The organism is Deinococcus deserti VCD115 (assembly GCF_000020685.1).
GTDB lineage: Bacteria > Deinococcota > Deinococci > Deinococcales > Deinococcaceae > Deinococcus > Deinococcus deserti.
In genome coordinates, this window is the sequence record NC_012526.1 from 552615 (window position 1) to 578252 (window position 25638).

Consider the following 25638-nt stretch of genomic DNA (forward strand, 5'->3'; position numbering starts at 1 on the left):
ATGTGCCCCCGGCCCAGAGACTCAGACCGTGTTCAGAGCTTGCACTTGCTTTCGGCCAGGGGGGTGAACGCCTTGGAAGCAGGAATGGTGGCGACCTTCGTGAAGATGTCGCCAGCCTCTTTGGCCTGGGCCTTGGGCTTGACCTGCACGGTGTACACGTCCAGGGTCACGCGGTGGTCCTGCGAACGGATGTGGGCGCCGCGGGCGAAGAAATCGCTGAAGCGGTGCCCTTCGAGAGCCTTGACCACGGCGTCGCCGTTGTCGCTCTTGGCGCGGGCCACAGCGTTGAGATAGGTCATGGTGGCGCTGTATACGCCAGCCTGCGCCCAGGTGGGTTTCTTGCCGAAGGCCTTCTCGAAGCCGGCACTCCACTCGCGGCTGCGGGCGTCCATGTTCCAGTACCACGGCACGGTAGCCAGCGCGCCCGCGAATGCGTCCTGACCCAGCGCAGCCACGTCAGTTTCGAACAGCAGACCGATGCCCAGGCCGATGCCCTGCTGCTTGAGGCCGAACTCGTTGTACTGCTTGACCACGTTGACCAGGTCGTTGCCGGCCTGCATGGTGCCGAAGACCTTGGGCTTGAGGCTCTGGGCCTTGAGCAGGTAGGAGCTGAAGTCGGTGTTGGGGAACGGGGTGGCGTCGCTGGCGGTCACCAGCTTGCCCTTGTTTTCCTGGATGGCGGCCGTCATCTGGCGGTTGAGATCCTGACCGAAGGCATAGTTGGGGTAGATGATGTACCAGCTGTTGCCGCCGCGCTTGGTTACGGCAGTGCCGGTGCCGTTGGCGAGCATGTAGTTGTCGTAGGCGTAGTGGAAGGTGTACTTGTTGCACTTGTCGTTGGTCAGGGCGGTGGTGCCGCCGGTAACGACCATCACGGGAATCTTCTTGCCTTTGGCAATTTCGCTGGCTGCCAGCGCGGCGCTGCTGGTGGGCAGGTCCATCAGCACGTCCACGTTCTGACGGTCGATCATCTCGGCGGCCTTGTTGCTGGCCACGTCGGCCTTGTTCTGGTGGTCCACACCGACGACCTGCACCTTATTCCGGTAGCTCGGGTTCTTGGCCATAAAGTCGGCTGCGGCCATCTGAGCGGCCTTCACACTGCCGGGACCCGAGAGCTCGGAATACACGCCGGACAGGTCGGTCAGCACACCCACCTTGATGACGTTGTCACTCAGTTTGGCGCTCTGGGCCAGGGCCACAGTCAGGCTGGAAAGGGCGGCGGTAGCGATCAGGGCGGACAGTTTCGCTTTTTTCATGGGATTCCTCCAGGAGCAGGGGAGTAGGGTTTTCAGACACTCAAGTACTTCAGGAGTTCGTCGCGGCGGGATTCGACCTCGTCACGGCGGACCTCGTCGACGATCTTGCCGTCCACAAAGACGTAGTGGCGGTCGGCAAGGCGGGTGGCAAAATTCAGGTTCTGTTCGACCAGGAGAACACTCAGGCCCTCCTGCTGCAATTCGCGGATGATCCGGCCGATGCTCTGCACGATGACCGGTGCCAGACCTTCGCTGGGCTCGTCGAGCAGCAGCAGCCTGGGTCCGCTGCGCAGCACGCGCACCATGGCCAGCATCTGCTGCTCGCCGCCCGAAAGCTTGCTGCCGGGGTGGTGGCCGCGTTCGCGCAGCACAGGAAAGGCCTCGTAGGTGCGCGCCGCGCTCCAGCCTCCAGGACGGGCAGGCGGGAGTTCCAGGTTCTCGCGTACGGAAAGCGTGCTCAGGATCGCGCGTTCCTCTGGAACCCACGCCATACCGCGCGCCGCGATACGGTTGCTGGGCAGCCGGGTGATGTCCTGACCATCAAAAGTAATCTGTCCGGTGCGGCTGCGCAGCACGCCCATGATGCTTTTGAGGGTGGTCGTTTTGCCTGCACCGTTGCGCCCGATCAGGCTGACGACCTCGCCAGGGTGAATATCCAGATTGATGCCGTGCAGGACGTGACTCTGCCCATAGTAGGCGTGCAGGTCACGCACCTGGAGCAGCGGAGGGGACGCGGCGTGCGCTGCCGGAGCTGGGGAAAGGGAAGAGGCCGTCATCTCAGTGCCCCTCCTCGCCCAGGTACGCTTCGATCACGCGGGGGTCATGACGGACCTCCTCGTACTGACCGCTGGCCAGCACCGCGCCGTACTGCAGCACCGTGATGCGGTCGGCCAGTTCGGCCACCACGCTCATGTTGTGCTCGACCAGCACCACCGTGCGGCCCCGGGCCACCTGACGTACCAGCGCAATAACCCGCGCGACACCTTCGGAGCCCATGCCGGAAGTGGGTTCGTCCAGCAGCAGCACCTTGGGGTGCTGGGTCAGTGAGATGCCAATTTCCAGCTGGCGCTTCTCGCCGTGTGACAGGTCGGCGGCCAGCCGGGCATGGGCCGTTCCCAGCCCCACGTCCTCCAGAATCTGGTCGGCCTGCTCACCCAGCGATTCAAGTCGGGCCAGGGGGGTCCAGAACTGATGCGGCAGCGTGGTCGGCGACTGCAGGGCCACCAGCACGTTCTGCCGCACGGTCATGGACGGAAACACACTGCTGATCTGAAAAGAGCGTGACAACCCACGGCGAACGATCTCGAAGGGCCGCAGCTGGTCGACACGCTGGCCAAACAGGTGAACCTCTCCGGAGGTAGGTCTCAGAAAGCCGGAGAGCAGGTTGAACAGCGTGGTTTTTCCAGCTCCGTTCGGGCCGATGATGGCGTGAATTTCGCCCTCGTGGATCTGCAGGCTTACGTCGTTGGTGGCGCGGAAGCCCCGGAAGTCCTTGACCAGATGCCTGGCCTCGAGTGCCACGCCCGCATGCGATACAGGCGCCGGCGTGTCCTCATGAGTATGGCTGCGTGCCGTCATGGGCGACGGCAGGATGCGTCTGTCAGCATCGTCCTCCCTTTCGTGTTGTGGTACGGAAAAGAGAATAAGGCCTACGCGTTACACCGTGGTTACAGTTCCGGGGGTAAGGTGGGGGTAGCTTCAGCGCAACGGCTCGGGACGCGGCTGGATGGGACCGGCATCGGCCGGTGTGTGACCCTGCACGCCCTGCATCAGCAGGCGGATCTGTGCAAAGTCTGCCTCGATGTCTCCAGTAGGCTGCACGTACCCGATCACTCCGACCTGCCGCCGACCCCAGTCAAAGACCGTCACGGCGATAGGTACGCCAGCTTTCAGCGCCATGTAGTAAAACCCGGTCTTCCAGTATTCGGTGCGGGAGCGGGTGCCTTCGGGGGCGACCGTCAGCATAATCTCTGCGTCGCGGTTGATGCGCTCGACCACGGCATCGACAAAGTTCCCACCGGCACGGCGCCGGTCAATGGCTATTCCTCCCACCGCGCGCATGAACAGACCGATGGGAAACACGAACAGGCTGTGTTTCGCCACGAAGTGCACCGGGCTTCTGGTGGCCCATTTCCATAAGATCCCCAGCAGAAAGTCATGGTTGCTGGTGTGAGGCGCTACGCAGGCCACCACTTTCCGTGTGGGGGGTAAGTGCAGCACCGCCGTCCAGCCTGCCAGGCGCAGAGCCAGCACGGCCAGGCGCGACCCTATGGTATGAGGACGGTCAGGCCAGGTGTTGGACATCTCCGGGAGTATAGGGGCCGGAACCCGCACGACACCCTGAAGGAGCCAGGTCAGCGCCATTCAGTCGGACCTCAGGCAAATTCTGCACGTATCTGAACCTCTGTGAGTTCGATACGGCAACCTGAGCATTCACGACTTCAGGAAAGTTTTAGTTGTGCAGATAGGACTCAACCTTTGCGGGAGGTGCGTACCGACACACGGCCCTGCTGGGGCCTGTGTTGAATGGACGCAAGGATCAGTGATCCCACAATGGTCAGTCCAGCCAGGAGAAATTCCATGACTATAGTTTCGCTTTCTTTAGCTGACGTTAATGTGACACGCCACAGGGGTGAAGTGAGATTCTTCTCAAATCCTGTAGACAATGGTGGCTCGGCACAGGATCTTTCAGATCGTTGTAGACGGTAACGGGGATGCATCCAGTCTGTCGCAGGACCGCATAGCGCGCTCATTACAAGCATCCGGGTCAATCAGGATGCGCTGCCAGGCAGGGGGCCGGACACTCACGAAGGCCAGAAATGCGGAGGCGACCCGCAATCCCAGACCTTGCCCCACAAGCGCTATTTCCCCACTCAAAAGGTCTACAGCCCAGGCTTCTCCAGATGCTGTGGCGTAGTGCTGGAATTCGTGCTCTGGTCTCAGGGGCTCGGACTGCACGAACCCGGCTTATGAGTCAGGAACCGAGAGATCCGGATACGCTGCCCCAGGGTCTGAAAGAGTGACCGAAAATAGCGGCCTCGTCGCTTTCCTCGTCCTCCAGGAAAGCCCGCGCATGAGGCGTCTGCAGCCAGCGGGTCAGCAGCTGTAAGGTGCTTCAGGTGCAGCGGCTCAAAGGTCACTGGCACGTCGGCTCCAGTCATGCCGGAACGCCGTTCAGGTCCTCCAGGCTCAGGCCAGCGGCGTCCAGGACATCCCAGAACTGCTCGCTGGTGACGGGCAGGACGCTGAGGCGCGATCCTTTGCGGGTCAGGGGCGAGTCGGCCCAGTCCGGCAGACGCCGCAGGGCCTCAAGCGTGACCAGCGCCGGAAACGCGACCAGTGGTTCGACGTCTACCATGCTCCAGCGCGGCTGGGCTGGATCGGACTTGGGATCAAAGTAGGAACTCCCGGAATCGAACTGCAGGTCGTCCGGGTAGGCGGCGCGGCACACCCGCGCCACTCCTGCCACACCGGGGGGCCTGGCGTTGGAATGGTAGAAGAGGCACAGGTCGCCTTCACGCATGTCTCGCAGAAAATTGCGTGCCTGATAGTTACGCACGCCATTCCAGGGCTCACGGCCACGGCGCATGAGTTCGGCAAACCCGAACACGTCTGGCTCGGACTTGATCAACCAAAACCGCATATCCCCAGGGTAGAGCACCTGTGGGCAAAAGAGCCCCCGGCGCTGGTGCCGTCGCCACCGTTACGAACCTCACAGCGCCTTACACTGCCAGGGTGCGTGCCTCGCCCTGGCTTCCTGTCCTTCTGATCCTGGCCCTGGGAGCCTATCTGCTGCCGGAGCAGCGTGCACCCTGGACGCCCGTCCCGGGTGAGCGTCCGGCGCAGTCGGAAAGTGCTGCGCCAGGTGCCGAGCTGCCGGGCGCCTTACCGGAAACCTCGCGCGCGCTCTTCCGCCAGACTCGCTCTGCCACCGTGCGGGTGGAGAGTCTTGACCTGAAAACCCAGGAAGGCGGCATTGGCACCGGGTTTTTTATCAGTGATGACGGGCAGCTGCTCACGGCTTATCACGTGGTCTCAGGCGGAAGCCTGTTTCAGGTGACCACCCTGACAGGCCGGACGTACCGCGCGCGTGTTACCGGCTTCGACGAACAGGCGGATGTGGCCCTGCTGACCGTACAGGGGAAGGGGCCCTTTTCTTACCTGAAGCTGGCCACCCGGCCGCCACGGGTCGGTGAGACGGTGCTGGGCATCGGCAACAGCGGCGGGGACTTTCTGCAGCCGCGCCGGGGCCAGCTGCTGGGCCTCAATGTGGAAGCCGGACGTGCAGATTTTCCGCAGGGCACCCTGGAAATGGACGCCCCACTGGCGCCGGGAGACAGCGGCGGCCCCGTCATTGACGGCAATGGGCAGGCCATCGGTGTGATCAGCTACATCCGCATCGACGACAGCGGTCTGACCCGCCGCAGCTACGCAGTTCCGGTGGTCGAAGGCAACCAGCTGATCGAGGCCCTGCGTGGTGGCGAGAAGCGTGACGTGGGCGTGGCTGGGCTGATCTTTGACACGGTCCACAGCGGCGTCACCGATCCCCCCGGTGCGGTGGTCAACCGCGTAGCGCGCAACAGTCCAGCCGCGCGGGCCGGGCTGCGCGGCAGCGAACTCGACGACAACGGTAACCTCCGGCAGCTGGGCGACATCATCACGACTGTCAATGGCCGCGCTACTCCCAATGCCGACGCTGTCATCCGGGCCATCCGGGAAGCGCAGGTGGGGGACCGGATCACGCTGGGCTACGTCCGCGCTGGTCAACCCGCACAGGTCGAAGTCACCCTGGTGGCCCGCTCCAGCGTTCCTGACCTGCGGGAATAGCGCGGGGGCAAACCTCTCAAGTTCTGCTGAGCCGGCGCCCATGCGCACTTCACGCGCCAGGACCACACTGGGGGAATGTCACGTGCCTTCGTCAAGGAAGATGCCGGCGAGCGCTGGACGCCGGCGGCCACTCCGTCCACGTACCGCCTGATCTGGACCGCTGGATCACAGCCCGAAGTGCTGCGCGAAACTGATGATCTGCTTGACGCGCTGCACTGGCTGGCTGGGCGTGACCGTCCCGGCTTTGAGCTGCGCGACCGCTCAGGCGTGCTGCTGGCCACCGTAGCCTGAGACTGGACCTCATTGGAACTTCTACCAGTTTCCCTCAAGGGTGAACCGCACGGCACCGGCCAGACTCTGGCCCGGAGCGAGGACCCTCAGGTCCGCTCCCGCCACCCCCTGGTTGGCCAGATTCAGGGCGTCGGTGGCGTGTGATACCGGCTCCAGGGCCAGACTGCCGTCGGGCGCAGCAAACAGCACCACATGCGAGTACACGTTGTCGGCTGTGATCGTCAAGGCCCGCTGACCCCAGTCCAGGCGCGCAATACCGTCCCAGGCGGTGTACACCTGATCCGGTTGCCGATGTCCCAGTGGGGCCGGGCGGCGGAAATCCTCGTCCGGGCGAACCGGCCGGGCCTCGGCCTGCGGCAGCGCGCGGTCATCGGTGTCGTAGATCAGGGCGGCAGGCAATTCCAGGGCGGGGTCCACCCCCTCGTGAAGCCGGGTGAAATACGGGTGCAGGCCCAGCCCGGCCGGCATCGGCGTGGTGTCCACGTTGGTCAGGGTCACGCTGGTGTCCAGGTGCGGCCCGTGAAGCCGGTATTCCACGGTCGCTGTAAAGGCCCAGGGCCAGTTCACATCGGCAAAGTGCCGGCTGTCGAACTCACATACCAGCGCGGTGTCTGAAGGCCGGCTCACCTGCCAGGGCCGGTTACGCACGTCCCCATGCTGGGTCAGCCCGTCTTTGGTGGTCACCCGCAGCTGAACCTCGCGGCCCCCGAACACGAACCGGGCGTCCCGGACGCGGTTGCTGAAGGGCAGCAGGGTAAACGAGGCACACTGGCTGCTGCTCTGCACGCCCTGCGGATTCACCGCGCGCAGCACCGGCCGCCCCGAGGCGGCGCGCAGGTTCAGCAAGCTGGCGCCCAGGTCCGGCAGCACTTCCAGCGTCATGGCCGGGCTGGAGATGGTCTGCACGTTCAGCGCGGTTTCAGGTGGGCTCACTTCCGGCCCCGCGTCGCCTCGTACAGCAGGATCCCGGCCGCCACCGACGCATTGAGACTCTGCACCTTGCCGCGTACCGGAATGCTGACCAGGACGTCGCACTTTTCGCGCACCAGACGGCGCATGCCTTCACCCTCGGCCCCGATGACCAGGGCCAGCTTGCCGCTGAAATCCACCTTGCCCAGTTCCTGCGCGGCCTCACCGGCTGCCCCATAGACCCAGACCCCTTCTGCTTTCAGCTGGTCGATCAGGCGCGGCAGGTTCTTGGTCTGTGCCACCGGCAGGTAGCTTGTGGCCCCGGCGGCCGTTTTGGCCACCACAGGCGAGAGCGGGGCGCTGCGGCGTTCCTCGACCACCACACCATGGGCGCCCAGCACCTCGGCGCTGCGGATGATTGCTCCGAAGTTCCTGGGGTCGGTGATGCCGTCGAGCAGCACCACGACCAGATCTTCGCCGCGCGCCTCAGCGCGGTCCATGATGTCGTCCATGCTGGCCCAGGCCATATCCTCCACCTCGGCCAGGATGCCCTGGTGCTGGGTGGTTCCGGCCAGCTGGTCGAGCTCAATGCGCGGCGAGAAGCGCACGCGCACCCCGCCCACGCTCTCGGCCAGGGTCTTGACTTCGCGTACGAATGCCTCTTCCACGCCACGTGCCAGCAGCACCTCAGACACCCGTCCGTCCTTGAGTGCTTCCATCACCGGATTCCGCCCGTACAGCAACATGTCAGGCAGTCTAAAGCAGCCCCCCACCTGAAAGCCGTGCCCCGTCAGATCCGCTGACTCAGTCTGCGACTGGGCAGGCTGCACAACCGTTTACATGTCGTGGCTTTGCAGCCAGGTCAACAGGTCCGGCGTAGAGAGGGGCGGGGCAATCGCAAAGCCCTGCGCGGCGTCACAGCCCAGGTCACGCAGCATGGCCAGCTGCTCAGGCGTCTCGACCCCGACCGCCGTGACACTCAGGCCCAGGCGGTGCGCCAGGTCAACCGTACCCTCAACCAGCGTCACGCTGCGGGCGTCTTCGGGCACGCGGGCTGTCAGGGTGGGGTGCAGCTTGACAGCACTCAGCGGAAAGCGTGTCAGCGCAGCCAGGTTGGTGGAGCTGTCGCCGAAGTCGTCCACGCTCAGCTGAGCACCCAGCGAGCGCAGCTGCTCAAGCAGCCCCAGGGTGTCCTGACTGTGGTCCAGCAGGCTGCCGGCTGTGACCTCGATGTCTGGAGCGCCTTCGGCACGCAGCGTCGGCAGGAGCCTGCCCAGGCCAGCGCTGCCGCGCAATTCCGCCAGGCTGAGGTTCACACTGACCTGCCAGTCCGCGAAGGCTCCCGGCCGGGCAGCGCGGACCTCGCGCCGGCCCTGCAGCGCGGCGGTCACCACCCACTCGCTGACCTGGGTCAGCAGGTCCATGCGGCTGGCCACCGGCAGGAAGGCGCCGGGGCTCAGCACTCCCAGAGAAGGATGGTTCCAGCGCAGCAGAGCCTCAGCGCCCAGCGGACGGCCGTCTGACAGGCGCACAGCAGGCTGGTACAGCAGCGTGAACTGCTCGCCGCCCAGCGCCTGACCCAGCGCGTCTTCCAGCTCAAAGGTTCGTGCGACCTCGGCCCGCATGCCCGGGTGGAACACGCTGACCTGGGCGCGCCCCTGCTGCCGGGCGTGCTGCATGGCAATCTCCGCGTCGGCCAGTCGGTCGGCGTTGACCTGATCGGTGACCCCCAGCGCACACCCCAGCGGCACATCACGCCGTCCGGCCCGCAGTGGGGTGGCCAGCATGGTGCGCAGGCGCTGTGTGGCTTCCGGGGCAGCCATACCGGGCAGCTGTACGGCAAACACCGTATCGGCCAGCCTCGCCGCCTCGCCTCCATAAGCTGCTGCGAGATCGTTGAGACGCGCGGCGAGCTGAATCAGCAGATGGTCAAAGGCAGTGCGTCCCAGTGCCGCCGTCAGCGCCGCGAAGTCCTCAACTCCCAGGCAGGCCACCGCTTCCGGTCCGGTCGGCGGCCGGGTCAGAACCTCACGCAGGCCAGCGCGGTTGAGCAGCCCGGTCAGCGCGTCGTGGCGCGCGTCATGCCGCATCTTGGCCTGGGCATGCCGCAGGGCCGTCACGTCGCGTGCGCTGAGCAGCAGCCCTGGCTTGCCACTCTGCGTGCCCTCCAATGCCAGCACAGAGCCGCGAATCTGCATGGTCCGGACCGTGCCGCTGGGCAGGGCCAGCTGAATTTCCTTCTCAAAGTTCTTGTGCTGCTCGCGCCAGTCTGGGAGCGGCAGAGGCTCGCCCTGCGGCGTAAACGCGTGTACACCCAGGTCGGCCAGGACCCGTCCGAAGCCCAGGCCCAGCAGCCGAGCGGCGTCTACCCCCAGCAGGGTGGCTGCCGGATCACTGACGAACTGCACGCGTCCGCCGTGGTCCAGTGCCACTGCTGCGTCTTCCAGGTGAGACAGCATCTGCGCCACCAGTCCCGCCGGAGCTCCGGCGGCGTGCACCCCAGGCGGAGCGCTGCTGGCAATCAGCAGACCCGGGACCGAGGTGCGCCGGACACTGAGGGCCAGCGTGCCGCCCAGCGCCAACGAGACGTCCGCCTGCGCCGCACCTCCACCCGAGGCCACGCTGACCAGCTGCCGTACCGCTTCGGACGGCACGTCGGCAAAGCAGGGCCAGGCCCACAGCGGCGCTCCAGGAACCGCCGCCGCGGTAGGAGGCGCCAGCTCCAGCAGTCCGGTGCTGGCCTGCAGCACGGCACCGTCCTCTTTCAGAAGTGCCGTGGGAGTGTCCGTATCGAGCAGGGCCTGGATTTGCAGGGCCTGGGCATGCTCAGAAGAGGTGTCCTGCCAGAGCGCCATCACACCGGCCTGTCCGGCGGCGAAAAAAGGCCGCGTTTCACCCCGGACAGGCCGCGGGCCGTCGGGCAGCTGAAAGACGGCGTCGGGCAGACGCGTGGCCCGCCCGGCAGCGGCCTGCTCCAGTGCGCGGATCAGGTCTGGCTGTCCAGGCACAACCTCGCTCACAGCGCGCCCGACCACGGCTGCGTCAGTGGTCCTGAACCACTCCAGAAAGGGCCGGCTGACCTGCCGGATCCTGAGGTCTGACGAAAGCCACAGTGCCGGAACCGGCAACTGGGTAATCAGCACGTCGGTTTCATGGTTCGGGCCATCCTGGCGGGCTGCAGACAGAAGCAGGGTCAGCACCTGCTCGGCATCGGGGGGTACTGATCCCGCCTCGCTCCACAGCAGCCCCAACAGTGTTCCGTCACGGGTCAGCCAGGTCATTTCACCGCGGTCGAGCCAGGCATCGGGAGGCACCAGGTCTGCGCCCGGACGCGATCTGACGTTCTCGGCCGTGACGCACAGCACCTCACCTCCTACCGGCGCCATCAGCGTCGAGAGTGGGGAATGCAGCCGCAGAACATCGCGCAGAGCAGTATGGAGGGCAGGATTCGTATTGACCGGCGTCATGGAAAGGGGAACCTCGGTTCAGGCCGTGAATAGGCGCGCAGAGCAAGCAGGCCTGAGGTGAGAGCATCGTGCCATGCCGACTCTTACGTGAATCATGCAGCAGGCGGCCGTGCCTCCGTGTATTCTGGCGCTTTGTCCCTCAGATCGACAGAAGCCGCGGGCATCACCAGCCCAGAAGTCAGTCGTCCCAGCCGTCTTGGTCTTCCTGCTCGGCCCGGACATCAGGCCAGGTATAGATGCCTGGGTCGGTCGGATTGCTGGCGGCCACCAGATGACGGATTTCCTCGTGGTCAGGCTCTTCGAGGACCTGCATAAACGCACTGGGACTCAGCACTGTTTCGCGCAGGACCAGCCCCTGCTCCTGCGCCCAGGTCACCAGTTCTGCCAGAGCCTGGGCCCCTGTGGGTCCGAAGCGCGGGCCGAACGTGGCGGTCAGCACCAGTGGCTCGCCGGAGGCCGGGAGCAGAACCGCACCGTAACGGGCCAGTGGACGGTGCCCCTGCCAGTCGGTGACCAGCAGCAGCCGGCCTCCGTTCAGGTTCAGCGTCTGGGCGCCGGACAGGGCGGCATTGAGGGTCTCCAAGGGGGCGCCCGGCACGCCCAGCGGATCAAGGGTCGACATGTTCCGAGTGTACGGCAGCTGCGTAATGCGCTGCGGCGTGCGCCCAGGGAACAGGGCGCAGTATTTTCAGAAGTCCTCATGCCCCGCAGCCCGGCAGGTGCTCAGGGCTATCCTGCGGACATGAAGTTCAAGCTCAATACCCTGATCAATCAGGCCCGGGGCGGCCGTGTGGTGCGCACGCCGTTTGTAGATGGTGACGAGATCGACCGGCGGATGCTGCAGGACGACGAGGTCCGTCACAAGATCGCCGGTGGTTTTCCCGATGCGCGCCGGGTGATCCTGACGCTGCATCCCGCGCACATTCCTGAAGTGGACAGCGCCGTCACGGTGCTGCGCCTGACACCCGAGGACGCGGCGCCTGCCTGGGACCTGCAGGACTTCAGCGTGCAGCTGCGCCGCCTGGAGCTCAACGAGGACCAGTTGGGCGACCTGCGCGAGGACCGCGGTGGCTTTCTGCTTGCGGCCACCAGCAAGGCAGCCCAGACCCTGGCAGCCCTGACTGAACTGGGCGGCCGGCACGTGGACGTCGAGGAAGTTGGAGAAAGCGCCGGAAAGAGCAGCAAGGTGCGCGAGGTGGTTGTGCCCAGCATGCGGGTAGATGTGGTCGGGGCCAAGGGATTCGGCGTCAGCCGCGCGTATTTCCAGCAGGGCATCGACGGCGGCAAGGTTCGCCTGAATGGCCAGCCGGCGCGTGCCAGCAGCGAGATCCGCGAGGGTGACAGTCTGGCGGCCGAGGGGTTAGGCCGGATCGACTTCAAGCGCGTCGTGAATGAAACCAGACGCGGCAATTTCAAGGTCGAACTCGACGTCCACCGTTGACCAGCCATGATTGACCTGCTCTCCCGCATGCCCAGCGTTACGCCCGACGAGCTGACGGCCCACCTGACTCCCAGCCCCCGCTACGACCAGGTGCGCTTCGCCACCTATCAGCCCAACCCCGGCTACCCCAGCCAGGGCGAAGCGCGCGATGCCCTTGAAGCCTTTGTGCGGGCGCCAGCACCGAAACCCAGCGGCTTTCGCCTGTTCCGCCGTTCTGCCCGGCCAGAGGGACAGGGCCTGTACCTGGACGGTGGCTTCGGGGTAGGCAAGACCCACCTGCTGGCCAGCGCCTGGCACGCTGCTCCGGGCCGGGCCGCACTGATGAGTTTCCAGGACCTGATGTACATCATCGGAACGCTGGGCATGAACCGCGCCGTGGAAGCTTTCCGCAACCACGACCTGCTGCTGATCGACGAATTCGAGCTGGACGATCCAGGCAACACCCACATGGCCAATACCTTCCTGGGACAGCTGATGCCTGGCGGCACGCATGTGGTCGCCACCAGCAACACCGAACCCGGAGCCCTGGGCCAGGGCCGCTTTAACGCCCGTGACTTCGAACGCCAGATTCAGGGTATTGCCAACCGTTTTGTGCCTCATACCATCGACGGGCCGGACTACCGTCAGCGCGGCACCCGGCCGGAAGACACGCTTCAGCCTGCCGAATTCGCCGCCTGGCAGGCCCGGCAGAACCCCGATACCCTCAGTATCGTGCAGCACCGCGACCTCAACCGGCACCTGCTGCGCGTTCACCCCAGCCACTTTCCCCGCCTGCTCCAGGGCATCGGGGCGCTGGGTGTCGAGGGGCTGTGCCCAATGGCAGACCAGAACGTTGCGCTCCGGTTCGTGCATTTCATCGACAAGCTGTATGACCTGGGACTCAATGCGGCATTTACAGGGGCGCCGCTGGGGACGCTGTTCGATGAGACGTACCGGCATGGCGCGTATGCGAAGAAGTACAGCCGGTGTCTGTCGAGGCTTTCGGAGATGTTGCGGGAGGCTCGGGAGGGGGGATAAAAGTTTTTCTGGTTTGCCCCGCCCCCCAGCCCCCTACCCCAAAGGGGCAGGGGGAGCTTGCGTTGCACTGGGCAAGGTGAGAGGGAGGGTGGTGGGTTGCTCGTTGGTTCCCGCGTTCCTGCCTCGACGCCATGCTCCGAGATCTCGCAATGGCCCGCGCGCTGCGCGCACGACGGCCTGGGTTGCCTTGAGGGTTAAGGGGCAGGGCTTCTTGATTCAGACAGACAGGTTCTACTGAAAAAGAAAAGGAAAAAGCGGCTCCTTCTGACATCTCACCTTGCCCTTTCACAGGTTCAGCACCCGAAGCCGTCGTACGCGTAGCGCGCGGGCTCTTCCAACGGGTGTGAAAGCTGGCGTCGAAGCCAGACACGTCAATGAACAAAGCAGCGCCTCAGCTCCAGTCAACCCTCTTGCCCAGTGCAACGCAAGCTCCCCCTGCCCCTTTGGGGTAGGGGGCTGGGGGACGGGGTAAACAATTAGAGAAAAACCCTTACGCCGAACTCCGCCGGGCCCGTTTCTCCGCCTCAATAGCCCGCTGCAACTCCTGAATCTGCTTGAGCATGCTCAGCTGCTCGGCGGGTGGGGCGGCCATAACCTGTTTTTTCAACAGGTCAACTTCAGCCCGCATAGAGTCGATGCTCATGCTGACCTGGATATCGTCTACAGCAGCGGCCGCGTAGGCGTTGACGTTCTGCTCGTACTGCTGGGAGTTCGCCCGGCCGATGGTGCCGGCGTCACGTCCCTCGAACATCAGGCGGATCAGCAGCTGCTCTTCAGGCTGGCCACGGAAGACATCCAGAATCGCGTCTGGGCTGTGAGCACCCTGGGCGGCCAGCATCACCTTGCGCACGCTCTCGTTGCGCCACGGCGTGCTGCCGTCCAGTTTGGCCAGCAGGCTGGGGTCCACCAGCAGCTGACGCAGCAGTGCCAGCTCACGGTCTTCCTCGGTGCGGTGGGTACTCATGCCGGCCAGGTGCGTGTCGGTCAGCTGCCGGCGCTTGGCCTTGGACGCGATCCACTCCATCAGCGCCTCAGGTTTGATGCCGAGCTGCTCGCAGGCAATGGTCCGCATCTGCTCGGCACCCTCATCCAGGGGATCAAGGTTCTGCATGCGCGGCAGCAGCTGCATCAGCACCCGGCGTTTGCCCTCACTGGTGCTCAGGCCGTGCGCTTCCACGGCGGCCTGTACCCGGTAATGCACCTCATCCAGGCCGCTGGTCAGTGCCTGACGGATGCCCACGATATCCCCAGCCAAGAGGGCGTCGGCCGGGTCCTTACCGCTGGGCACGCTGGTGGCCCGCACGCGGAACTTGGCTCCCAGTACCTGATCCAGCCCCGACAGGGTCGCCTTGAGTCCGGCCTCGTCCTGGTCGAACATCAGGGTCAGCTTCTGTGCTCCCAGGCGTTCTAGCAGGGTGGCATGCTCGGCTGTCAGGGCCGTGCCCAGCGAGGCCACTGCGCCGGTAAAGCCGTGCTGGTGCATGGTAATAACGTCCATGTACCCTTCGACCACCACCAGCTCCGAACCGCCTTTCAGGTGCGTGCGGGCTTTGTCCAGGCCGTACAGCAGTTCACCCTTGCGGAAAGCTTCGGTCTCCGGAGTATTCAGGTACTTCGGCTTGGTGTCGTCCAGCACCCGCCCGCCGTAGCCCACCAGGCGGCCCAGGTGATCACGAATGGGAAACATGACCCGGCCCCGGAAGCGGTCATACACCCGTCCAGATTCGGGGTTCTCGATCAGCAGGCCGGCTTCGAGCAGTTGCCGTTCGCTGAGGCCTTTGGTACGTGCCCGCTTGAGCAGCCCGTCCCAGCCGTCCGGGGCGTAGCCCAGTTCAAATGCGGCAATGGTCTCGTCCGTCAGGCCCCGCCGGCGCAGATACTCCAGGGCTACTCCCGGCAGGTGTTCGCGGAAATACTCCAGCGCAAACGCGTTGACGTCATACAGGTCCCGGCTGCTCTTTTCACCGTATTTGGCCTCCACCTGAATCCCGGCCTGCTCGGCCAGCTTGCGCATGGCGTCACCAAAGCTCAGGTTCTCGGTGCGCTGCACGAACGAGAAGATGTCGCCGCCGGCCTTGCAGCCAAAGCAGTAATAGTAGCCCTGCTCGGTGTCTACCTGAAAGCTGGGGCTCTTTTCCTTGTGAAAAGGACACAGACCTTTCAGGCGGCCCTTGCCGGCTGGAGTGAGACGCACATGCTCGCCAATCACGTCCGCGATGTTGAGCCGCGAACGAACGTCTTCCTTGGTTCCTATGTGTGCCTCACCTCCTTTTTGCTTGGCGCGCCCGATCTCACCAGACTGGGAATCAAACAGGCGGCAGTGCCCCAGTGTACGCCCCGGCGCCGCCCTCCGGCTAGAGGGCGTGAAGGACGTCTGACACGCCGGAAATAAAGGGGGCAAAGCTAGGAGCCGTGCCAGCGCGGCCTGCCTCTATCCCGTTTCTGTACAGCCGCCCCCCGGTTGTCTCAAGGGACATGAAGTCTGACGCAACTCCGCTTAAACCCAGCCTTAGGTCGCCGTCACCCCCGGTCCATGCGTGCAAGTCAGCCTGAACGCATGACCGCACCATCCCTCCAGGGAAAGACCATTGCCATTCTTGCTGCCGACGGTGTAGAGGAAATCGAGCTGACCAGCCCCCGCGAGGCCGTTGAGCAGGCCGGCGCTATGACGCACCTGATCAGCCTGCAGGACGGCGAGATCCAGAGCATGAAAAACGACATGGAGCCCCAGGGCCGCTACCCGGTAGATAAAACGGCTGAGGAAGTCAACGTCAACGAGTACGACGGCCTGATCCTGCCAGGCGGCACCGTCAATCCCGACAAGCTGCGTCTCAGCCCGGACGCCATGCGCATGGTCCGGGCTTTTTATGACGAGGGTAAGCCGATCGGTGCGATCTGTCACGGGCCCTGGAGCCTGAGCGAGACGGGTATTGCCCAGGGCCTGCGCATGACCAGCTGGCCCAGCCTGCGTCACGAACTCACCCTGGCCGGCGCCCAGTGGGTAGACGAGGAGGTGGTGACAGATAAGGGCGTGGTTACCAGCCGCAACCCCGGCGACCTGCCAGCCTTCAATGCCAAGCTCATCGAGGAGTTCGCCGAGGGCGACCACAGCAGCCGGCGCAAGTGAGCCGTCTTTTTTCCCTATTCCAGGAGGCCCCACCATGACCCAGTCCAGCACTTATAAAGTCAGCCGCAGTGAGACCACTCACGGCCAGCACGGTGAACACCGCCTTATCCGCGGTCAAAATAGCAGCATGCGTCTGTGGCACAACGAGCAGCCTGCCGATACTGCAGAAAAACAGCCCAGCCTCAACAGTTACGAAACCCTGGGTTATGTCATCAGTGGCCGGATGGAGCTGACCGTTGACGGACAGACCTTGACGCTGGAAGCCGGAGACAGCTACTTCGTTCCTTCAGGCGCCGAGCATGTCTACCGGGTGCTTGAGACCCTGACGGCCGTCGAAGTCACCACGCCTCCCGCTGATCAAGCAGGGTAGGACCATAGCCGGGAGCCCCTTGCAGGGTTCCGACTGTAATGTCTTTTCGTGACTCTGGACTGAAATACGAGGCCTTGCTGTAGAAGAAGTATCAACGAAGGCGCCGTAAGTGGCGCCTTTTATTGTTGACATGCTCTGGAATGGCTCTGACTTCTTGCTGTTCTTTCAGCAATGTGATCCTAAAGAGATAGCCTGGGTTCGGTAGGGCCTGCACAGGAGCTGAACGGGACCGCGGATAACTGTGCCTGGTGGGATCTGCAATCCGAAAGAAAAGCTGCTTTTGTAAGGCTCCGCGCGCCGTTCATGCAAAGGAACTGCTTGCTAACGGCGAAGTTGGAGACACAACAGTCCCGGAACAGGCCATTCCAGGTACAGAAAAATGGGCCGCGCTTGCTGGCGTCCCGGTCGTTACGAGGTCAGAATCAATGGGAGGCGGCAGGCTCGACGAACGCGGCACTGTCGTAATACGTACGGAAAGTCTTGACCTGTCCGTCTTCTATATCGATCAGGCTGACGCCACGGTAGGCCAGCTCGTGTCCACCCTTAACCTGACCTGTGGCTTCCCACTCCATGACGCCCAGACCATCATTTTCCTGGCTTCGGGTGAACTCGCTGCGGATGCGGTCAAAGGCACTCAGGTATGCCTCCCAGAATGCCCGCGCGCCGTCCTGACCTTCCCAGGTCTGGGTGGTCAGATTTCTGAGTGTGACGTCGGGGGCATGCAGAGCGACCAGGGCGTCCACGTTTCCGGTCTGTTCTGCCTGCTGGAGGGCCTGCATGAAGCTGTCCGTGGTGGTCATGGAGGTACTGCACCATGAACTGCAGGTCGAAAGCGTTATCCGGCGCACGTTGTGGAGGACGGGTGAAGGGACGTTGAAAGGAGCGCCACAGGCAGAGCACAGGCTTTAAGAACCCTGTGTGGGAGCAGGTTTTGGCTTGTGTTACAGTTTTTGTTAATGAGCGAGACCGCATATTTCTTTGCCGGGTGGGAGCCATTGATCCGCATCCTGGTTGTGGGCACCTCGCTGTTTTTATCTGTCGTCCTTCTGCTGCGTATAACGGGCAACAGGACACTCTCCAGCCTGACAACGTTTGATTTCGTTGTCATGGTGGCCATCGGGGCAGTGTTTGGCCGGGCGCTGACAGCCAGGGACCTCTCCTACTCTGAAGCTTTTGCGGCCGTTACCCTGCTGGTCGTTCTTCAGTATCTGCTCTCATTGCTTAAATTTCATTCCCGTACGTTGGCCAGGGCCATAGCTTCACCGCCCGTGGTTCTGTACAGCGACGGCACCTTTCATGAAAAGGCGCTGCGCAGGGAGCGGCTGACCAGGGAAGACCTGCTCTCGGCCATCCGCGCCGAAGGGTACGAGACATTCAGTGACGTGGATCTTCTGGTGCTGGAGACGGCTGGACGGATTTCGGTGATTGTTAAGGGGAGAAGGGGGTAGGAAAGGGCTGTTGGTTTCGCCGGGCTGGTTGCCCCACCCCCCCAGCCCCCTACCCCAGACTCGAAGAGCTGCGAAGTAGAGGGGCAGGGGGAGCTTTCGTTCGCACTGGGCAAAAGGTCTGACTGGGGCTGGGGCTTTGCTGGTGCTGCTAACGTTTCCGGCCTCGACGCCATGCTGCCGCCCAGTTGGAACGGCCAGCGCGCTGCGCGCACGACGGCCTTTGGGGAGTGGGGCGGTAGGGGTTTGGACAGGCCATAAAAGAAGACAGCGCCAAAAGCTTTTGGCGCTGTCTTCCTTAACTCTGCTGGTTTACGCGCCGATGTAATCCTCAACCGGTGGGCAGGAGCACACGAAGTTGCGGTCGCCGTACACATTGTCCACGCGGTTGACGGCAGGCCAGTACTTCCAGCCCTTCTGATGCTTGCTGGGGTACGCGGCTGTTTCGCGGCTGTAGGCGCGGTTCCACTCGTCGGCCATCAGGTCGTCCTGGGTGTGGGGTGCGTGCTTCAGAGGGCTTTCCTCCGCCTTCAGCAGACCGTCCTGCACCTCCTGAATCTCACGGCGGATCTGCAGCATGGCGTCTATGAAGCGGTCGAGCTCGGCCTTCGGCTCGGATTCGGTGGGCTCGATCATCAGGGTACCGGGCACCGGGAAGCTCATGGTGGGCGCGTGGAAACCGTAGTCCATCAGCCGTTTGGCGATGTCCTCCTCGGTGACGCCGCACGCCTGCTTGAGGGGGCGGATATCAATGATGCACTCGTGCGCCACGCGGTTGCTTTTTCCCTTGTACAGGATGGGGTAGGCGCCCGCGAGCTTGCTGGCAATGTAGTTGGCGTTGAGCAGCGCCACCTGGGTGGCCTTGCGCAGGCCATGGGCGCCCAGCAGTTTGATGTACAGGTAGCTGATCGGGAGGATGCTCGCGCTGCCGTAGGGCGCGGCACTTACGGCGCCGGTCTGGCTGCCGCTGACATCGCGCACCACGTGGTTGGGCAGGAACGGGGCAAGGTGAGCCTTGACCCCGATGGGGCCCATGCCGGGGCCACCGCCACCGTGCGGGATGGCAAAGGTCTTGTGCAGGTTCAGGTGCGAGACGTCACTGCCGATCAGACCTGGCTTGGCCACGCCGACCTGTGCGTTCATGTTGGCACCGTCCAGGTACACCTGACCGCCGTGCTGGTGGATCAGGTCGCACACGTCCCTGACGTTCTCTTCGTACACACCGTGGGTGCTGGGGTAGGTGATCATCAGGGCGGCGAGGTTCTCGCTGTGCTTCTCGGCCTGGGCGGTCAGGTCGTCAAAGTCGATGTTGCCGTTCGCGTCGGTTTTCACAACCACCACCTGCATGCCCATCATGGCGGCGCTGGCGGGGTTGGTGCCGTGTGCACTGGCGGGAATCAGGCAGACGTTCCGGTGGTGCTCGCCGCGGCTCTCGAAGTACTTGCGGATCACCAGCAGGCCGGCGTACTCGCCCTGTGCGCCGCTGTTGGGCTGCATGGAAATCGCGTCGTAGCCGGTGATGTCGGCCAGCCACGCTTCCAGTTCCGCCAGCAGCTCGGCGTAGCCTTCGGTCTGGTCGGCAGGGGCAAAGGGGTGCAGCGCCCCGAATTCCGGCCAGGTCACCGGGATCATCTCGGTGGTGGAATTGAGCTTCATGGTGCACGAACCCAGTGGAATCATGCCGTGAACGAGGCTGTAGTCGCGGTTTTCCAGCATCTTCAGGTAGCGCAGCATGCCGTGCTCACTGCGGTGGGTCTGGAAGACAGGGTGGGTCAGGTACTCACTGGTGCGCTTGAGGCCCTCAGGAATGCCGTCCACGGCCTGGGTGTCCAGCGCCAGCACGTCCACAGTCTGCCCGGTAATGGCTTCGGCCACGTCTGCCAGATCAGCAGGAGTCACGGTTTCGTCCAGGCTCACGCTGACCTGGTTGCCTTCATAGCGGAAGTTGATGCCTTTGGCCTCCGCGCGCTGGCGGATAGCCGCTGCGTCACCTTCGAAGGTCAGGGTGTCGAAGAAGGTTACGCTGGGCGTCAGGCCCGCGTTCTGGAGGGCTCTGGCCAGAATGCCGGTCAGGCGATGCACGCGGCCGGCAATGGTGCGCAGGCCGTCGGCACCGTGGTACACGGCGTAGGCCGCGGCCATGTTGGCCAGCAGCGCCTGTGCGGTGCAGATGTTGCTGGTGGCCTTCTCACGGCGGATGTGCTGCTCACGGGTCTGCATGGCCATGCGCAGGGCAGTCTTGCCGCGCACGTCCTTGCTGACGCCGATCACGCGGCCCGGCATGGAGCGCTGGTAGGCCTCCTGACACGCCAGGAATGCAGCGTGCGGTCCACCGAAGCCCATCGGCACGCCCAGACGCTGGGCGCTGCCTACCACGATGTCCGCGCCCTGCTCGCCGGGAGGGGTGACCAGTGCGCAGGCCAGCAGATCAGCTGCGACGATCAGTGCGCCGCCGACTGCATGCACCTTCTCGGCCATGGGAGACAGGTCGCGCAGATCGCCGTAGGTCCCGGGATACTGGACCAGCACGCCGAACACCCCTTCAGGCAGCTCGGCAGTCGGGTCGCCGGTCACCACTTCGAAGCCGAAGTACTCGGCGCGGGTCTTGACCACGTCCAGGGTCTGCGGGTGCACGTCGTCGGCCATGAAAAAGACGTTGCCCTTGCTTTTTGCCTGACGCTTGGCCAGGGTCATGGCTTCGGCGGCGGCGGTGCCTTCATCCAGCAGCGAAGCGTTGGAGATCGGCATGCCAGTCAGGTCCATCACGACCTGCTGGAAGTTCAGCAGCATCTCCAGACGCCCCTGACTGATTTCAGCCTGGTACGGCGTGTAGGCGGTGTACCAGCCCGGATTTTCCAGCATGTTGCGCAGAATCACCGGAGGCGTGTGGGTGCCGTGATACCCCATGCCGATATAGCTGCGGAACACCTTGTTCTTCTGGGCGACGCGTTTCAGGTCAGCCAGAGCCTGAGCCTCGGTGACGCCCTCGCCGGCCTTCAGCTCTCCGCGGAACTGGATGGCTTCAGGCAGCGTGGTTTCGGTCAACTCGTCCAGGCTGGAAACGCCCAGTTCGGCCAGCATATCTGCCTGTTCCGCCTCGCTGGGGCCAAGGTGACGGGCAGTGAAGTCGTGGGTTTGAAGCAGGTCAGACAGCGGTTTCATGGAACTCCTTAGCAGGGGTGGGAGAGCTGTGGCACTCGGGTCAGAGACACAGACGAGTCACGGGCTGTGGGTCGCCCCCGAACCCGTGACTGTCTGCGCGCGGGGTTTTTAGTGAGCCTGGGCGTCGTAGGCGGCGGCGTCGAGCAGGTCCGAGCCTTCCTCGGTGACTTCCAGCTTGAACAGCCAGCCGCCCTCGTAGGGGGCGCTGTTGACCAGCTCGGGGTTGCCGCTGAGTTCCTCGTTGACAGCCACGATCCGGCCACTGGCGGGCGCGTAGATGTCGGAGGCGGTCTTGACGCTTTCCACGACGGCCACGGCCTCGCCAGCGGTGACTTCACGGCCCACTTCGGGCAGTTCGACGTACACCACGTCGCCCAGCTGCTCCTGCGCGTGATCGGTAATGCCGACCGTACCGTCCTCGGAGAGCCATTCGTGGGAAGCTGCGTATTTCAGGGTGGTGGGGGTGGTCATGGTGGTTGCTCCTGTAGGGAAGTGGACAGAGAAGAGGGTGGCCGGGGAAGGCGTGCGTCAGCGATGCAGGTCCCAGGCTACCTGTTAAGGGGCTTTGTAAAAAGGAACGTCCGTCCGGGTGGCCGGGTGCGCCTTGCCGCGGACCTCGACCTCGAAATCGGTGGCGTCGGCGGCACCTGCCTGCACCAGAGCCAGAGCAATGGGGTGACCCAGGGTGGGGCTGCTGGTTCCACTGGTCACGTGCCCGACCACCTGACCGCTCTGCAGTACCGGGTAGCCCTCACGCACCGGCACCTTGTCCAGCTTCAGGCCGATCAGTTTCTGCTGGGCCGGCTGCTGAAGGGCTTCGCGGCCGTAAAAGGGCTTGTCCTTGACCACCCAGGTGTAGTGACTGCTCAGGGGGTGAATGTCGTCCGCAAACTCATGGCCGTACAGGGGAAAGCCGGCTTCCAGGCGCAGCGTATCGCGGGCGCCCAGGCCAGCGGGGGTGACGCCGATCGCCATCAGCTTGTCCCACACGGTCTCTGCCTCACTGGCATCAATAAACACCTCGAAGCCGTCCTCGCCGGTATAGCCGGTGCGTGCCAGATGTACGTTGAAGCCAAACAGCCGGGCCGGGAAGTAGGCGTTCTTCTTCTTGCTGCCCAGGTCCACGTCCACGTGAGGTTGCAGCACCTCGGCGGCCTTGGGCCCCTGAACGGCGAGCAGTGCCCAGCGGTCGGACTCGTTGGTCAGCGTCACGCCAAAGCCCGCGGCCAGGGTCTGCAGGTGCGCCCAGTCCTTGTCGATATTGCTGGCGTTCACGACCATCAGGTACTCGTTCTCGCCGACCATATAGATATAGATGTCATCCACCAGACCGCCCCGGTCGTTGGGCAGCCAGTTGTACTGGGCGCGGCCGGGACGCAGCTTGCTCACGTCGTTGGGGGTGACGTGCTGCAGGAAAGCCAGTGCGCCTTCCCCCTGGATGCGGAACTCACCCATGTGCGAGACGTCGAACACGCCGGCCGACTCACGCACCGCCTGATGCTCGGCCTTGAGGCCGCTGTACTGCACGGGCATGTCCCAGCCGCCGAACGGCACCATCCGGGCCCCTGCACGGAGGTGGGCGGCATGCAGCGGGGTCCGCTTGAGCGCTGTTTCTGGGGTCTGGGTCACGGCAAAACTGTACCGGACCGGGGCTGAAGATGTCCGGCCCGCCTGGACGTGACAGCCTTCAGTCGCCGACCAGCGTCAGGCGCTCCAGGGTACCGTCCAGATGCACCGCTGGCAGACCCCGGTCTACTGCTTTTCGCAGTTCGGTCAGGGCCAGGGCGGTGCCCGGACCTTCGCCGTACATCTGACAGGCTTCGGCAGTCAGGACCAGCTCTGCTCCGTAGTTGCCCTGCGTCACGCGAAAAATACGGTCGTGGCCATCTTCGCGCCGGGTAACGTCCACCTCGTCCGGAAAGCCGGCCGCGCGCACCTGCTCCTGAAACTTCATAGGTCCAGGGTAAGGGCGTGCGCCCCCGACAGGTCTGCACATGAAAAAAACCCTCATGCCAGCTTGGCGGGGTGCGGCCTATGCTCGCGGCGTGACCCTGTTCGACCCGCCCGCGCCCCTGGCCGAACGCCTGCGCCCCCGCACGGTGGCCGAAGTGGTGGGCCAGACTCACCTGCTGGGTCCGGGCCGTCCACTGACCCGTGTGCTGCAGTCCGGCCGGCTGGGCAGCCTGATCCTGTGGGGACCGCCCGGCGTCGGCAAAACCACCCTGGCGCGGCTGGTTGCCGGGGAGGTTGGCGCGCATTTCATTGCCCTGTCGGCTGTTTCCGCAGGGGTCAAGGATGTGCGCGAGGCCGTCACCGAGGCTGAGCGGCTGCGGGCCCGTGGCACACGCACCATCCTGTTTCTCGACGAGATCCACCGTTTCAACAAGGCCCAGCAGGACGCCCTGCTGCCGCATGTCGAGTCCGGGCTGCTCACGCTGATCGGCGCGACCACCGAGAACCCCAGTTTCGAGGTCAACCCGGCGTTGCGCTCACGGGCCCGCACCCTGGTTCTGGAAGCACTGACGCAGGAAGACATCAAAGGCCTGCTGGAACGTGCCCTGTCCGACGAGCGCGGCCTGCCCGGTGTCAGCGTCGAGCCGGAAGCCCTGGACCTGCTCGCCCGGCTGGCAGACGGGGACGCACGGCGCGCCCTGAGCACCCTGGAAGTCGCTGCGACGCTGGCCGATCCGGTCACGCCCGAGGCAGTGACCGAAGCGTTCGGGCGCCACCTGCCGGCCATGGACAAGAACGGGGAGGACTTCTACAACCTGATCAGCGCGCTGCATAAAAGCGTGCGAGGCTCGCACGTGGACGCCAGCCTGTACTGGCTGGCCCGCATGATCGAGGGCGGCGCCGATACCGGTTATGTCGCGCGGCGCGTGGTGCGCATGGCTTCTGAGGACATCGGTCTGGCTGACCCCCAGGCGCTGCGACTGGCCATTGCGGCGCGCGACAGCGTGGAGTTTCTGGGCAGCCCCGAAGGTGACCTCGCGCTGGCGCAGGCGGTGGTGTATCTGGCACTGGCGCCAAAAAGCAACAGTGTCTACAACGCCTGGGGCGACGCCCTGCGGGCCGTGCGGGAAGGGGAAAGCCTGCCGGTGCCGGTTCACCTGCGCAATGCCCCCACGGCATTGATGCGCGCGCAGGGCTACGGCAAGGGGTACGCCTATTACTTCGATGATCCTGAAGGCTCCTTCGAGCAGCTCTACCTGCCCGAAGGGGTACAGCTGGACCTGTACGCCCCCACCGGCGAAGGCTGGGAAGCGCGCATGGCCGAACGCTGGCGCAAGCTGCGCGAAGCGCACGGGGAAGCCCGCGCTGAAGCTAAAGAGGAACCGTCCGGGTCCTAGCGGCCCTGAACGATCTGCCCCAGGCGGTCCTGCAGGCGGTGCATCGGAAGCCTGAACACCTCTCTGGCCTCGTCGTTCGGGGCGGTGTTGCCGGCTTTCAGCATGGCGTACTGGTCACGGGTGATCGGCGGATTGGGCAGCACCTGCATCAGCGGTACGCCCAGATTCATCAGTGCCAGAGGCACCGGCACGATGGGTTTTTTCTTGCCCAGGGCAGCCAGTTCCAGCTCCAGCAGCTCCCGGAAGGTGAATTCCTGCGGGCCGGTAAGCGCATAGACGTGACCGACTGTCTCCGGCCGGTCCAGCGCCGAGACGAAGGCCTGAGCCACGTCTTCCACACTCACGGGCCGGAAGGGAAAGCGGCCGTCGCCAATCTGCGGCACCACCGGCGCGGCCGACACCAGATTCTTGAGGACCCGTCCGAAAAAGTCGTCACCTACTCCGAAAATCAGGCTGGGCCGGAAAATCGTCCAGTTCAGGCCACTGCGCTGCGCCAGGGCCTCGGCCTCGCCTTTGGTCACGCTGTAGCGGCTGCCCGGAATCTCACCGGCACCCAGCGCACTCATGTGCAGGTAACGTGCCGAACGCGGTGTGGCGGCCAGCACATGCCGGGTGGCGTCGACATGCACGCGGCTGAAAGTCTGGTCGCCCTGCTCCTGAATAATGCCGACCAGATGAATCACGGCTCCCGGGTCCGCCTCGCCGACCGCGCGGGTGACGCTTCCCGGATCGGTCACGTCCAGTTTCAGGCCGCTGGCGCCGCCTACGGCCTCACCACCGCGCGATCCCGCGAAAACCCGGTGCCCCCGCCCCAGCAGCTCTTTCACCACGGCCCGGCCCACGAAGCCCGTCGCACCCGTCACCAGCACGTTTGTCATGGTGTGCATGTCAGCACGTCACTTCCATCCGGACTGTGAGCCACCCGTTTTCCTGGACGCAGGGTAAAGGTGGCTATAGGAGCTAAGCCACTCGGCGC

Annotated in this window: 25 protein-coding genes; 8 read left to right on the forward strand and 17 right to left on the reverse strand. The window is 64.3% G+C overall.

Going from position 1 to position 25638, the window contains the following annotated elements; translation table 11 throughout:
- Positions 1-32: 32 nt before the first annotated feature.
- From DEIDE_RS02745 to DEIDE_RS02765, 6 genes are all read right to left on the reverse strand, one after another.
- Positions 33-1256, reverse strand: a complete 1224-nt coding sequence (locus DEIDE_RS02745) for an ABC transporter substrate-binding protein (RefSeq protein WP_012692435.1) — start codon at positions 1254-1256, stop codon at positions 33-35.
- Between the two features lie 32 nt (positions 1257-1288).
- Positions 1289-2032, reverse strand: coding sequence for an ABC transporter ATP-binding protein (locus tag DEIDE_RS02750; protein ID WP_012692436.1), 744 nt, complete (start codon positions 2030-2032; stop codon positions 1289-1291).
- Position 2033: 1 nt separating this feature from the next.
- Positions 2034-2834, reverse strand: a complete 801-nt coding sequence (locus DEIDE_RS02755) for an ABC transporter ATP-binding protein (protein WP_012692437.1) — start codon at positions 2832-2834, stop codon at positions 2034-2036.
- A gap of 120 nt (positions 2835-2954) precedes the next feature.
- Complete coding sequence (locus DEIDE_RS02760) at positions 2955-3560, reverse strand: lysophospholipid acyltransferase family protein (RefSeq protein ID WP_012692438.1); 606 nt, start codon at positions 3558-3560, stop codon at positions 2955-2957.
- Between the two features lie 384 nt (positions 3561-3944).
- The gene (locus tag DEIDE_RS19845) at positions 3945-4214 is read right to left on the reverse strand and encodes a GNAT family N-acetyltransferase (protein WP_083764216.1); all 270 of its coding nucleotides are present in this window, start codon (positions 4212-4214) and stop codon (positions 3945-3947) included.
- A 199-nt stretch (positions 4215-4413) separates the two neighbouring features.
- Complete coding sequence (locus DEIDE_RS02765) at positions 4414-4899, reverse strand: EVE domain-containing protein (protein ID WP_012692439.1); 486 nt, start codon at positions 4897-4899, stop codon at positions 4414-4416.
- 92 nt (positions 4900-4991) lie between these two features.
- On the opposite strand from DEIDE_RS02765, the gene DEIDE_RS02770 reads away from it, so the two are divergent.
- Positions 4992-6083, forward strand: coding sequence for a S1C family serine protease (locus DEIDE_RS02770; RefSeq protein WP_041227367.1), 1092 nt, complete (start codon positions 4992-4994; stop codon positions 6081-6083).
- A gap of 75 nt (positions 6084-6158) precedes the next feature.
- The gene (locus tag DEIDE_RS02775; RefSeq protein WP_012692441.1) at positions 6159-6374 is read left to right on the forward strand and encodes a hypothetical protein; all 216 of its coding nucleotides are present in this window, start codon (positions 6159-6161) and stop codon (positions 6372-6374) included.
- 21 nt (positions 6375-6395) lie between these two features.
- Here DEIDE_RS02775 and DEIDE_RS02780 read toward each other — a convergent pair whose 3' ends face one another.
- The 4 genes from DEIDE_RS02780 to DEIDE_RS02795 form a co-directional block, all read right to left on the reverse strand.
- On the reverse strand, positions 6396-7307 hold the full coding sequence (locus tag DEIDE_RS02780) for an aldose 1-epimerase (protein WP_012692442.1): 912 nt from the start codon (positions 7305-7307) through the stop codon (positions 6396-6398).
- Positions 7304-8029 (reverse strand): 23S rRNA (guanosine(2251)-2'-O)-methyltransferase RlmB, encoded by a 726-nt coding sequence (gene rlmB / locus DEIDE_RS02785; RefSeq protein ID WP_012692443.1) that lies wholly within the window; start codon positions 8027-8029, stop codon positions 7304-7306. The genes DEIDE_RS02780 and rlmB overlap by 4 nt, the downstream gene beginning before the upstream one ends.
- Positions 8030-8119: 90 nt before the next feature.
- A complete protein-coding gene (locus DEIDE_RS02790; protein ID WP_012692444.1) occupies positions 8120-10750 on the reverse strand; it encodes a sensor domain-containing protein in 2631 nt (876 codons plus the stop codon).
- Positions 10751-10928: 178 nt separating this feature from the next.
- Positions 10929-11372 carry a DUF3197 domain-containing protein gene (locus DEIDE_RS02795; protein WP_012694511.1) on the reverse strand — a complete coding sequence of 148 codons (444 nt, stop codon included), beginning with the start codon at positions 11370-11372 and terminating at the stop codon, positions 10929-10931.
- Between the two features lie 120 nt (positions 11373-11492).
- Here DEIDE_RS02795 and DEIDE_RS02800 point away from each other — a divergent pair, with 120 nt between their 5' ends.
- Complete coding sequence (locus DEIDE_RS02800) at positions 11493-12191, forward strand: S4 domain-containing protein (protein ID WP_012692445.1); 699 nt, start codon at positions 11493-11495, stop codon at positions 12189-12191.
- Positions 12192-12197: 6 nt separating this feature from the next.
- Positions 12198-13208, forward strand: a complete 1011-nt coding sequence (gene zapE, locus DEIDE_RS02805; protein WP_012692446.1) for a cell division protein ZapE — start codon at positions 12198-12200, stop codon at positions 13206-13208.
- Between the two features lie 490 nt (positions 13209-13698).
- On the opposite strand, the gene dnaG is transcribed toward zapE, so the two are convergent.
- Positions 13699-15417 carry a DNA primase gene (gene dnaG, locus DEIDE_RS02810; protein ID WP_012692447.1) on the reverse strand — a complete coding sequence of 573 codons (1719 nt, stop codon included), beginning with the start codon at positions 15415-15417 and terminating at the stop codon, positions 13699-13701.
- A gap of 348 nt (positions 15418-15765) precedes the next feature.
- Here dnaG and DEIDE_RS02815 point away from each other — a divergent pair, with 348 nt between their 5' ends.
- Entirely contained in the window at positions 15766-16335 is a 570-nt protein-coding gene (locus DEIDE_RS02815; RefSeq protein WP_012692448.1) for a type 1 glutamine amidotransferase domain-containing protein, read from the forward strand.
- Positions 16336-16369: 34 nt separating this feature from the next.
- A complete protein-coding gene (locus tag DEIDE_RS02820) occupies positions 16370-16705 on the forward strand; it encodes a cupin domain-containing protein (RefSeq protein WP_012692449.1) in 336 nt (111 codons plus the stop codon).
- Positions 16706-17127: 422 nt separating this feature from the next.
- Here DEIDE_RS02820 and DEIDE_RS02825 read toward each other — a convergent pair whose 3' ends face one another.
- Positions 17128-17505, reverse strand: a complete 378-nt coding sequence (locus DEIDE_RS02825; RefSeq protein ID WP_012692450.1) for a nuclear transport factor 2 family protein — start codon at positions 17503-17505, stop codon at positions 17128-17130.
- A 156-nt stretch (positions 17506-17661) separates the two neighbouring features.
- Between DEIDE_RS02825 and DEIDE_RS02830 the strand changes: the two genes are divergently transcribed.
- Entirely contained in the window at positions 17662-18153 is a 492-nt protein-coding gene (locus tag DEIDE_RS02830) for a DUF421 domain-containing protein (RefSeq protein WP_012692451.1), read from the forward strand.
- Positions 18154-18462: 309 nt separating this feature from the next.
- On the opposite strand, the gene gcvP is transcribed toward DEIDE_RS02830, so the two are convergent.
- The 4 genes from gcvP to DEIDE_RS02850 form a co-directional block, all read right to left on the reverse strand.
- Positions 18463-21312 carry an aminomethyl-transferring glycine dehydrogenase gene (gene gcvP, locus DEIDE_RS02835; RefSeq protein ID WP_012692452.1) on the reverse strand — a complete coding sequence of 950 codons (2850 nt, stop codon included), beginning with the start codon at positions 21310-21312 and terminating at the stop codon, positions 18463-18465.
- A 108-nt stretch (positions 21313-21420) separates the two neighbouring features.
- Positions 21421-21783: a glycine cleavage system protein GcvH gene (gene gcvH / locus DEIDE_RS02840; protein ID WP_012692453.1), complete on the reverse strand. Its 363-nt coding sequence runs from the start codon at positions 21781-21783 to the stop codon at positions 21421-21423.
- 84 nt (positions 21784-21867) lie between these two features.
- Positions 21868-22941, reverse strand: a complete 1074-nt coding sequence (gene gcvT, locus DEIDE_RS02845) for a glycine cleavage system aminomethyltransferase GcvT (protein WP_012692454.1) — start codon at positions 22939-22941, stop codon at positions 21868-21870.
- 58 nt (positions 22942-22999) lie between these two features.
- Positions 23000-23266 (reverse strand): hypothetical protein, encoded by a 267-nt coding sequence (locus tag DEIDE_RS02850; protein ID WP_012692455.1) that lies wholly within the window; start codon positions 23264-23266, stop codon positions 23000-23002.
- Between the two features lie 91 nt (positions 23267-23357).
- Between DEIDE_RS02850 and DEIDE_RS02855 the strand changes: the two genes are divergently transcribed.
- Positions 23358-24662 carry a replication-associated recombination protein A gene (locus DEIDE_RS02855; RefSeq protein WP_041227372.1) on the forward strand — a complete coding sequence of 435 codons (1305 nt, stop codon included), beginning with the start codon at positions 23358-23360 and terminating at the stop codon, positions 24660-24662.
- Here the strand turns inward: DEIDE_RS02855 and DEIDE_RS02860 are convergent.
- Positions 24659-25540, reverse strand: a complete 882-nt coding sequence (locus tag DEIDE_RS02860) for a complex I NDUFA9 subunit family protein (RefSeq protein WP_012692457.1) — start codon at positions 25538-25540, stop codon at positions 24659-24661. The genes DEIDE_RS02855 and DEIDE_RS02860 overlap by 4 nt on opposite strands.
- Positions 25541-25638 lie beyond the last annotated feature (98 nt).

Bases quoted from the DNA above. Each gene is read 5' to 3' on its own strand.
- DEIDE_RS02775 (WP_012692441.1), top strand. From the start codon at position 6,159: ATGTCACGTGCCTTCGTCAAGGAAGATGCCGGCGAGCGCTGGACGCCG.
- DEIDE_RS02745 (WP_012692435.1), bottom strand. From the start codon at position 1,256: ATGAAAAAAGCGAAACTGTCCGCCCTGATCGCTACCGCCGCCCTTTCC.
- gcvH (WP_012692453.1), bottom strand. From the start codon at position 21,783: ATGACCACCCCCACCACCCTGAAATACGCAGCTTCCCACGAATGGCTC.
- DEIDE_RS02850 (WP_012692455.1), bottom strand. From the start codon at position 23,266: ATGAAGTTTCAGGAGCAGGTGCGCGCGGCCGGCTTTCCGGACGAGGTG.
- DEIDE_RS02825 (WP_012692450.1), bottom strand. From the start codon at position 17,505: ATGACCACCACGGACAGCTTCATGCAGGCCCTCCAGCAGGCAGAACAG.
- DEIDE_RS02800 (WP_012692445.1), top strand. From the start codon at position 11,493: ATGAAGTTCAAGCTCAATACCCTGATCAATCAGGCCCGGGGCGGCCGT.
- DEIDE_RS02760 (WP_012692438.1), bottom strand. From the start codon at position 3,560: ATGTCCAACACCTGGCCTGACCGTCCTCATACCATAGGGTCGCGCCTG.
- zapE (WP_012692446.1), top strand. From the start codon at position 12,198: ATGATTGACCTGCTCTCCCGCATGCCCAGCGTTACGCCCGACGAGCTG.
- DEIDE_RS02820 (WP_012692449.1), top strand. From the start codon at position 16,370: ATGACCCAGTCCAGCACTTATAAAGTCAGCCGCAGTGAGACCACTCAC.
- gcvP (WP_012692452.1), bottom strand. From the start codon at position 21,312: ATGAAACCGCTGTCTGACCTGCTTCAAACCCACGACTTCACTGCCCGT.
- DEIDE_RS02860 (WP_012692457.1), bottom strand. From the start codon at position 25,540: ATGACAAACGTGCTGGTGACGGGTGCGACGGGCTTCGTGGGCCGGGCC.
- DEIDE_RS02815 (WP_012692448.1), top strand. From the start codon at position 15,766: ATGACCGCACCATCCCTCCAGGGAAAGACCATTGCCATTCTTGCTGCC.
- DEIDE_RS02750 (WP_012692436.1), bottom strand. From the start codon at position 2,032: ATGACGGCCTCTTCCCTTTCCCCAGCTCCGGCAGCGCACGCCGCGTCC.
- DEIDE_RS02765 (WP_012692439.1), bottom strand. From the start codon at position 4,899: ATGCGGTTTTGGTTGATCAAGTCCGAGCCAGACGTGTTCGGGTTTGCC.
- DEIDE_RS02790 (WP_012692444.1), bottom strand. From the start codon at position 10,750: ATGACGCCGGTCAATACGAATCCTGCCCTCCATACTGCTCTGCGCGAT.
- DEIDE_RS02830 (WP_012692451.1), top strand. From the start codon at position 17,662: ATGAGCGAGACCGCATATTTCTTTGCCGGGTGGGAGCCATTGATCCGC.
- DEIDE_RS02795 (WP_012694511.1), bottom strand. From the start codon at position 11,372: ATGTCGACCCTTGATCCGCTGGGCGTGCCGGGCGCCCCCTTGGAGACC.
- DEIDE_RS02755 (WP_012692437.1), bottom strand. From the start codon at position 2,834: ATGACGGCACGCAGCCATACTCATGAGGACACGCCGGCGCCTGTATCG.
- rlmB (WP_012692443.1), bottom strand. From the start codon at position 8,029: ATGTTGCTGTACGGGCGGAATCCGGTGATGGAAGCACTCAAGGACGGA.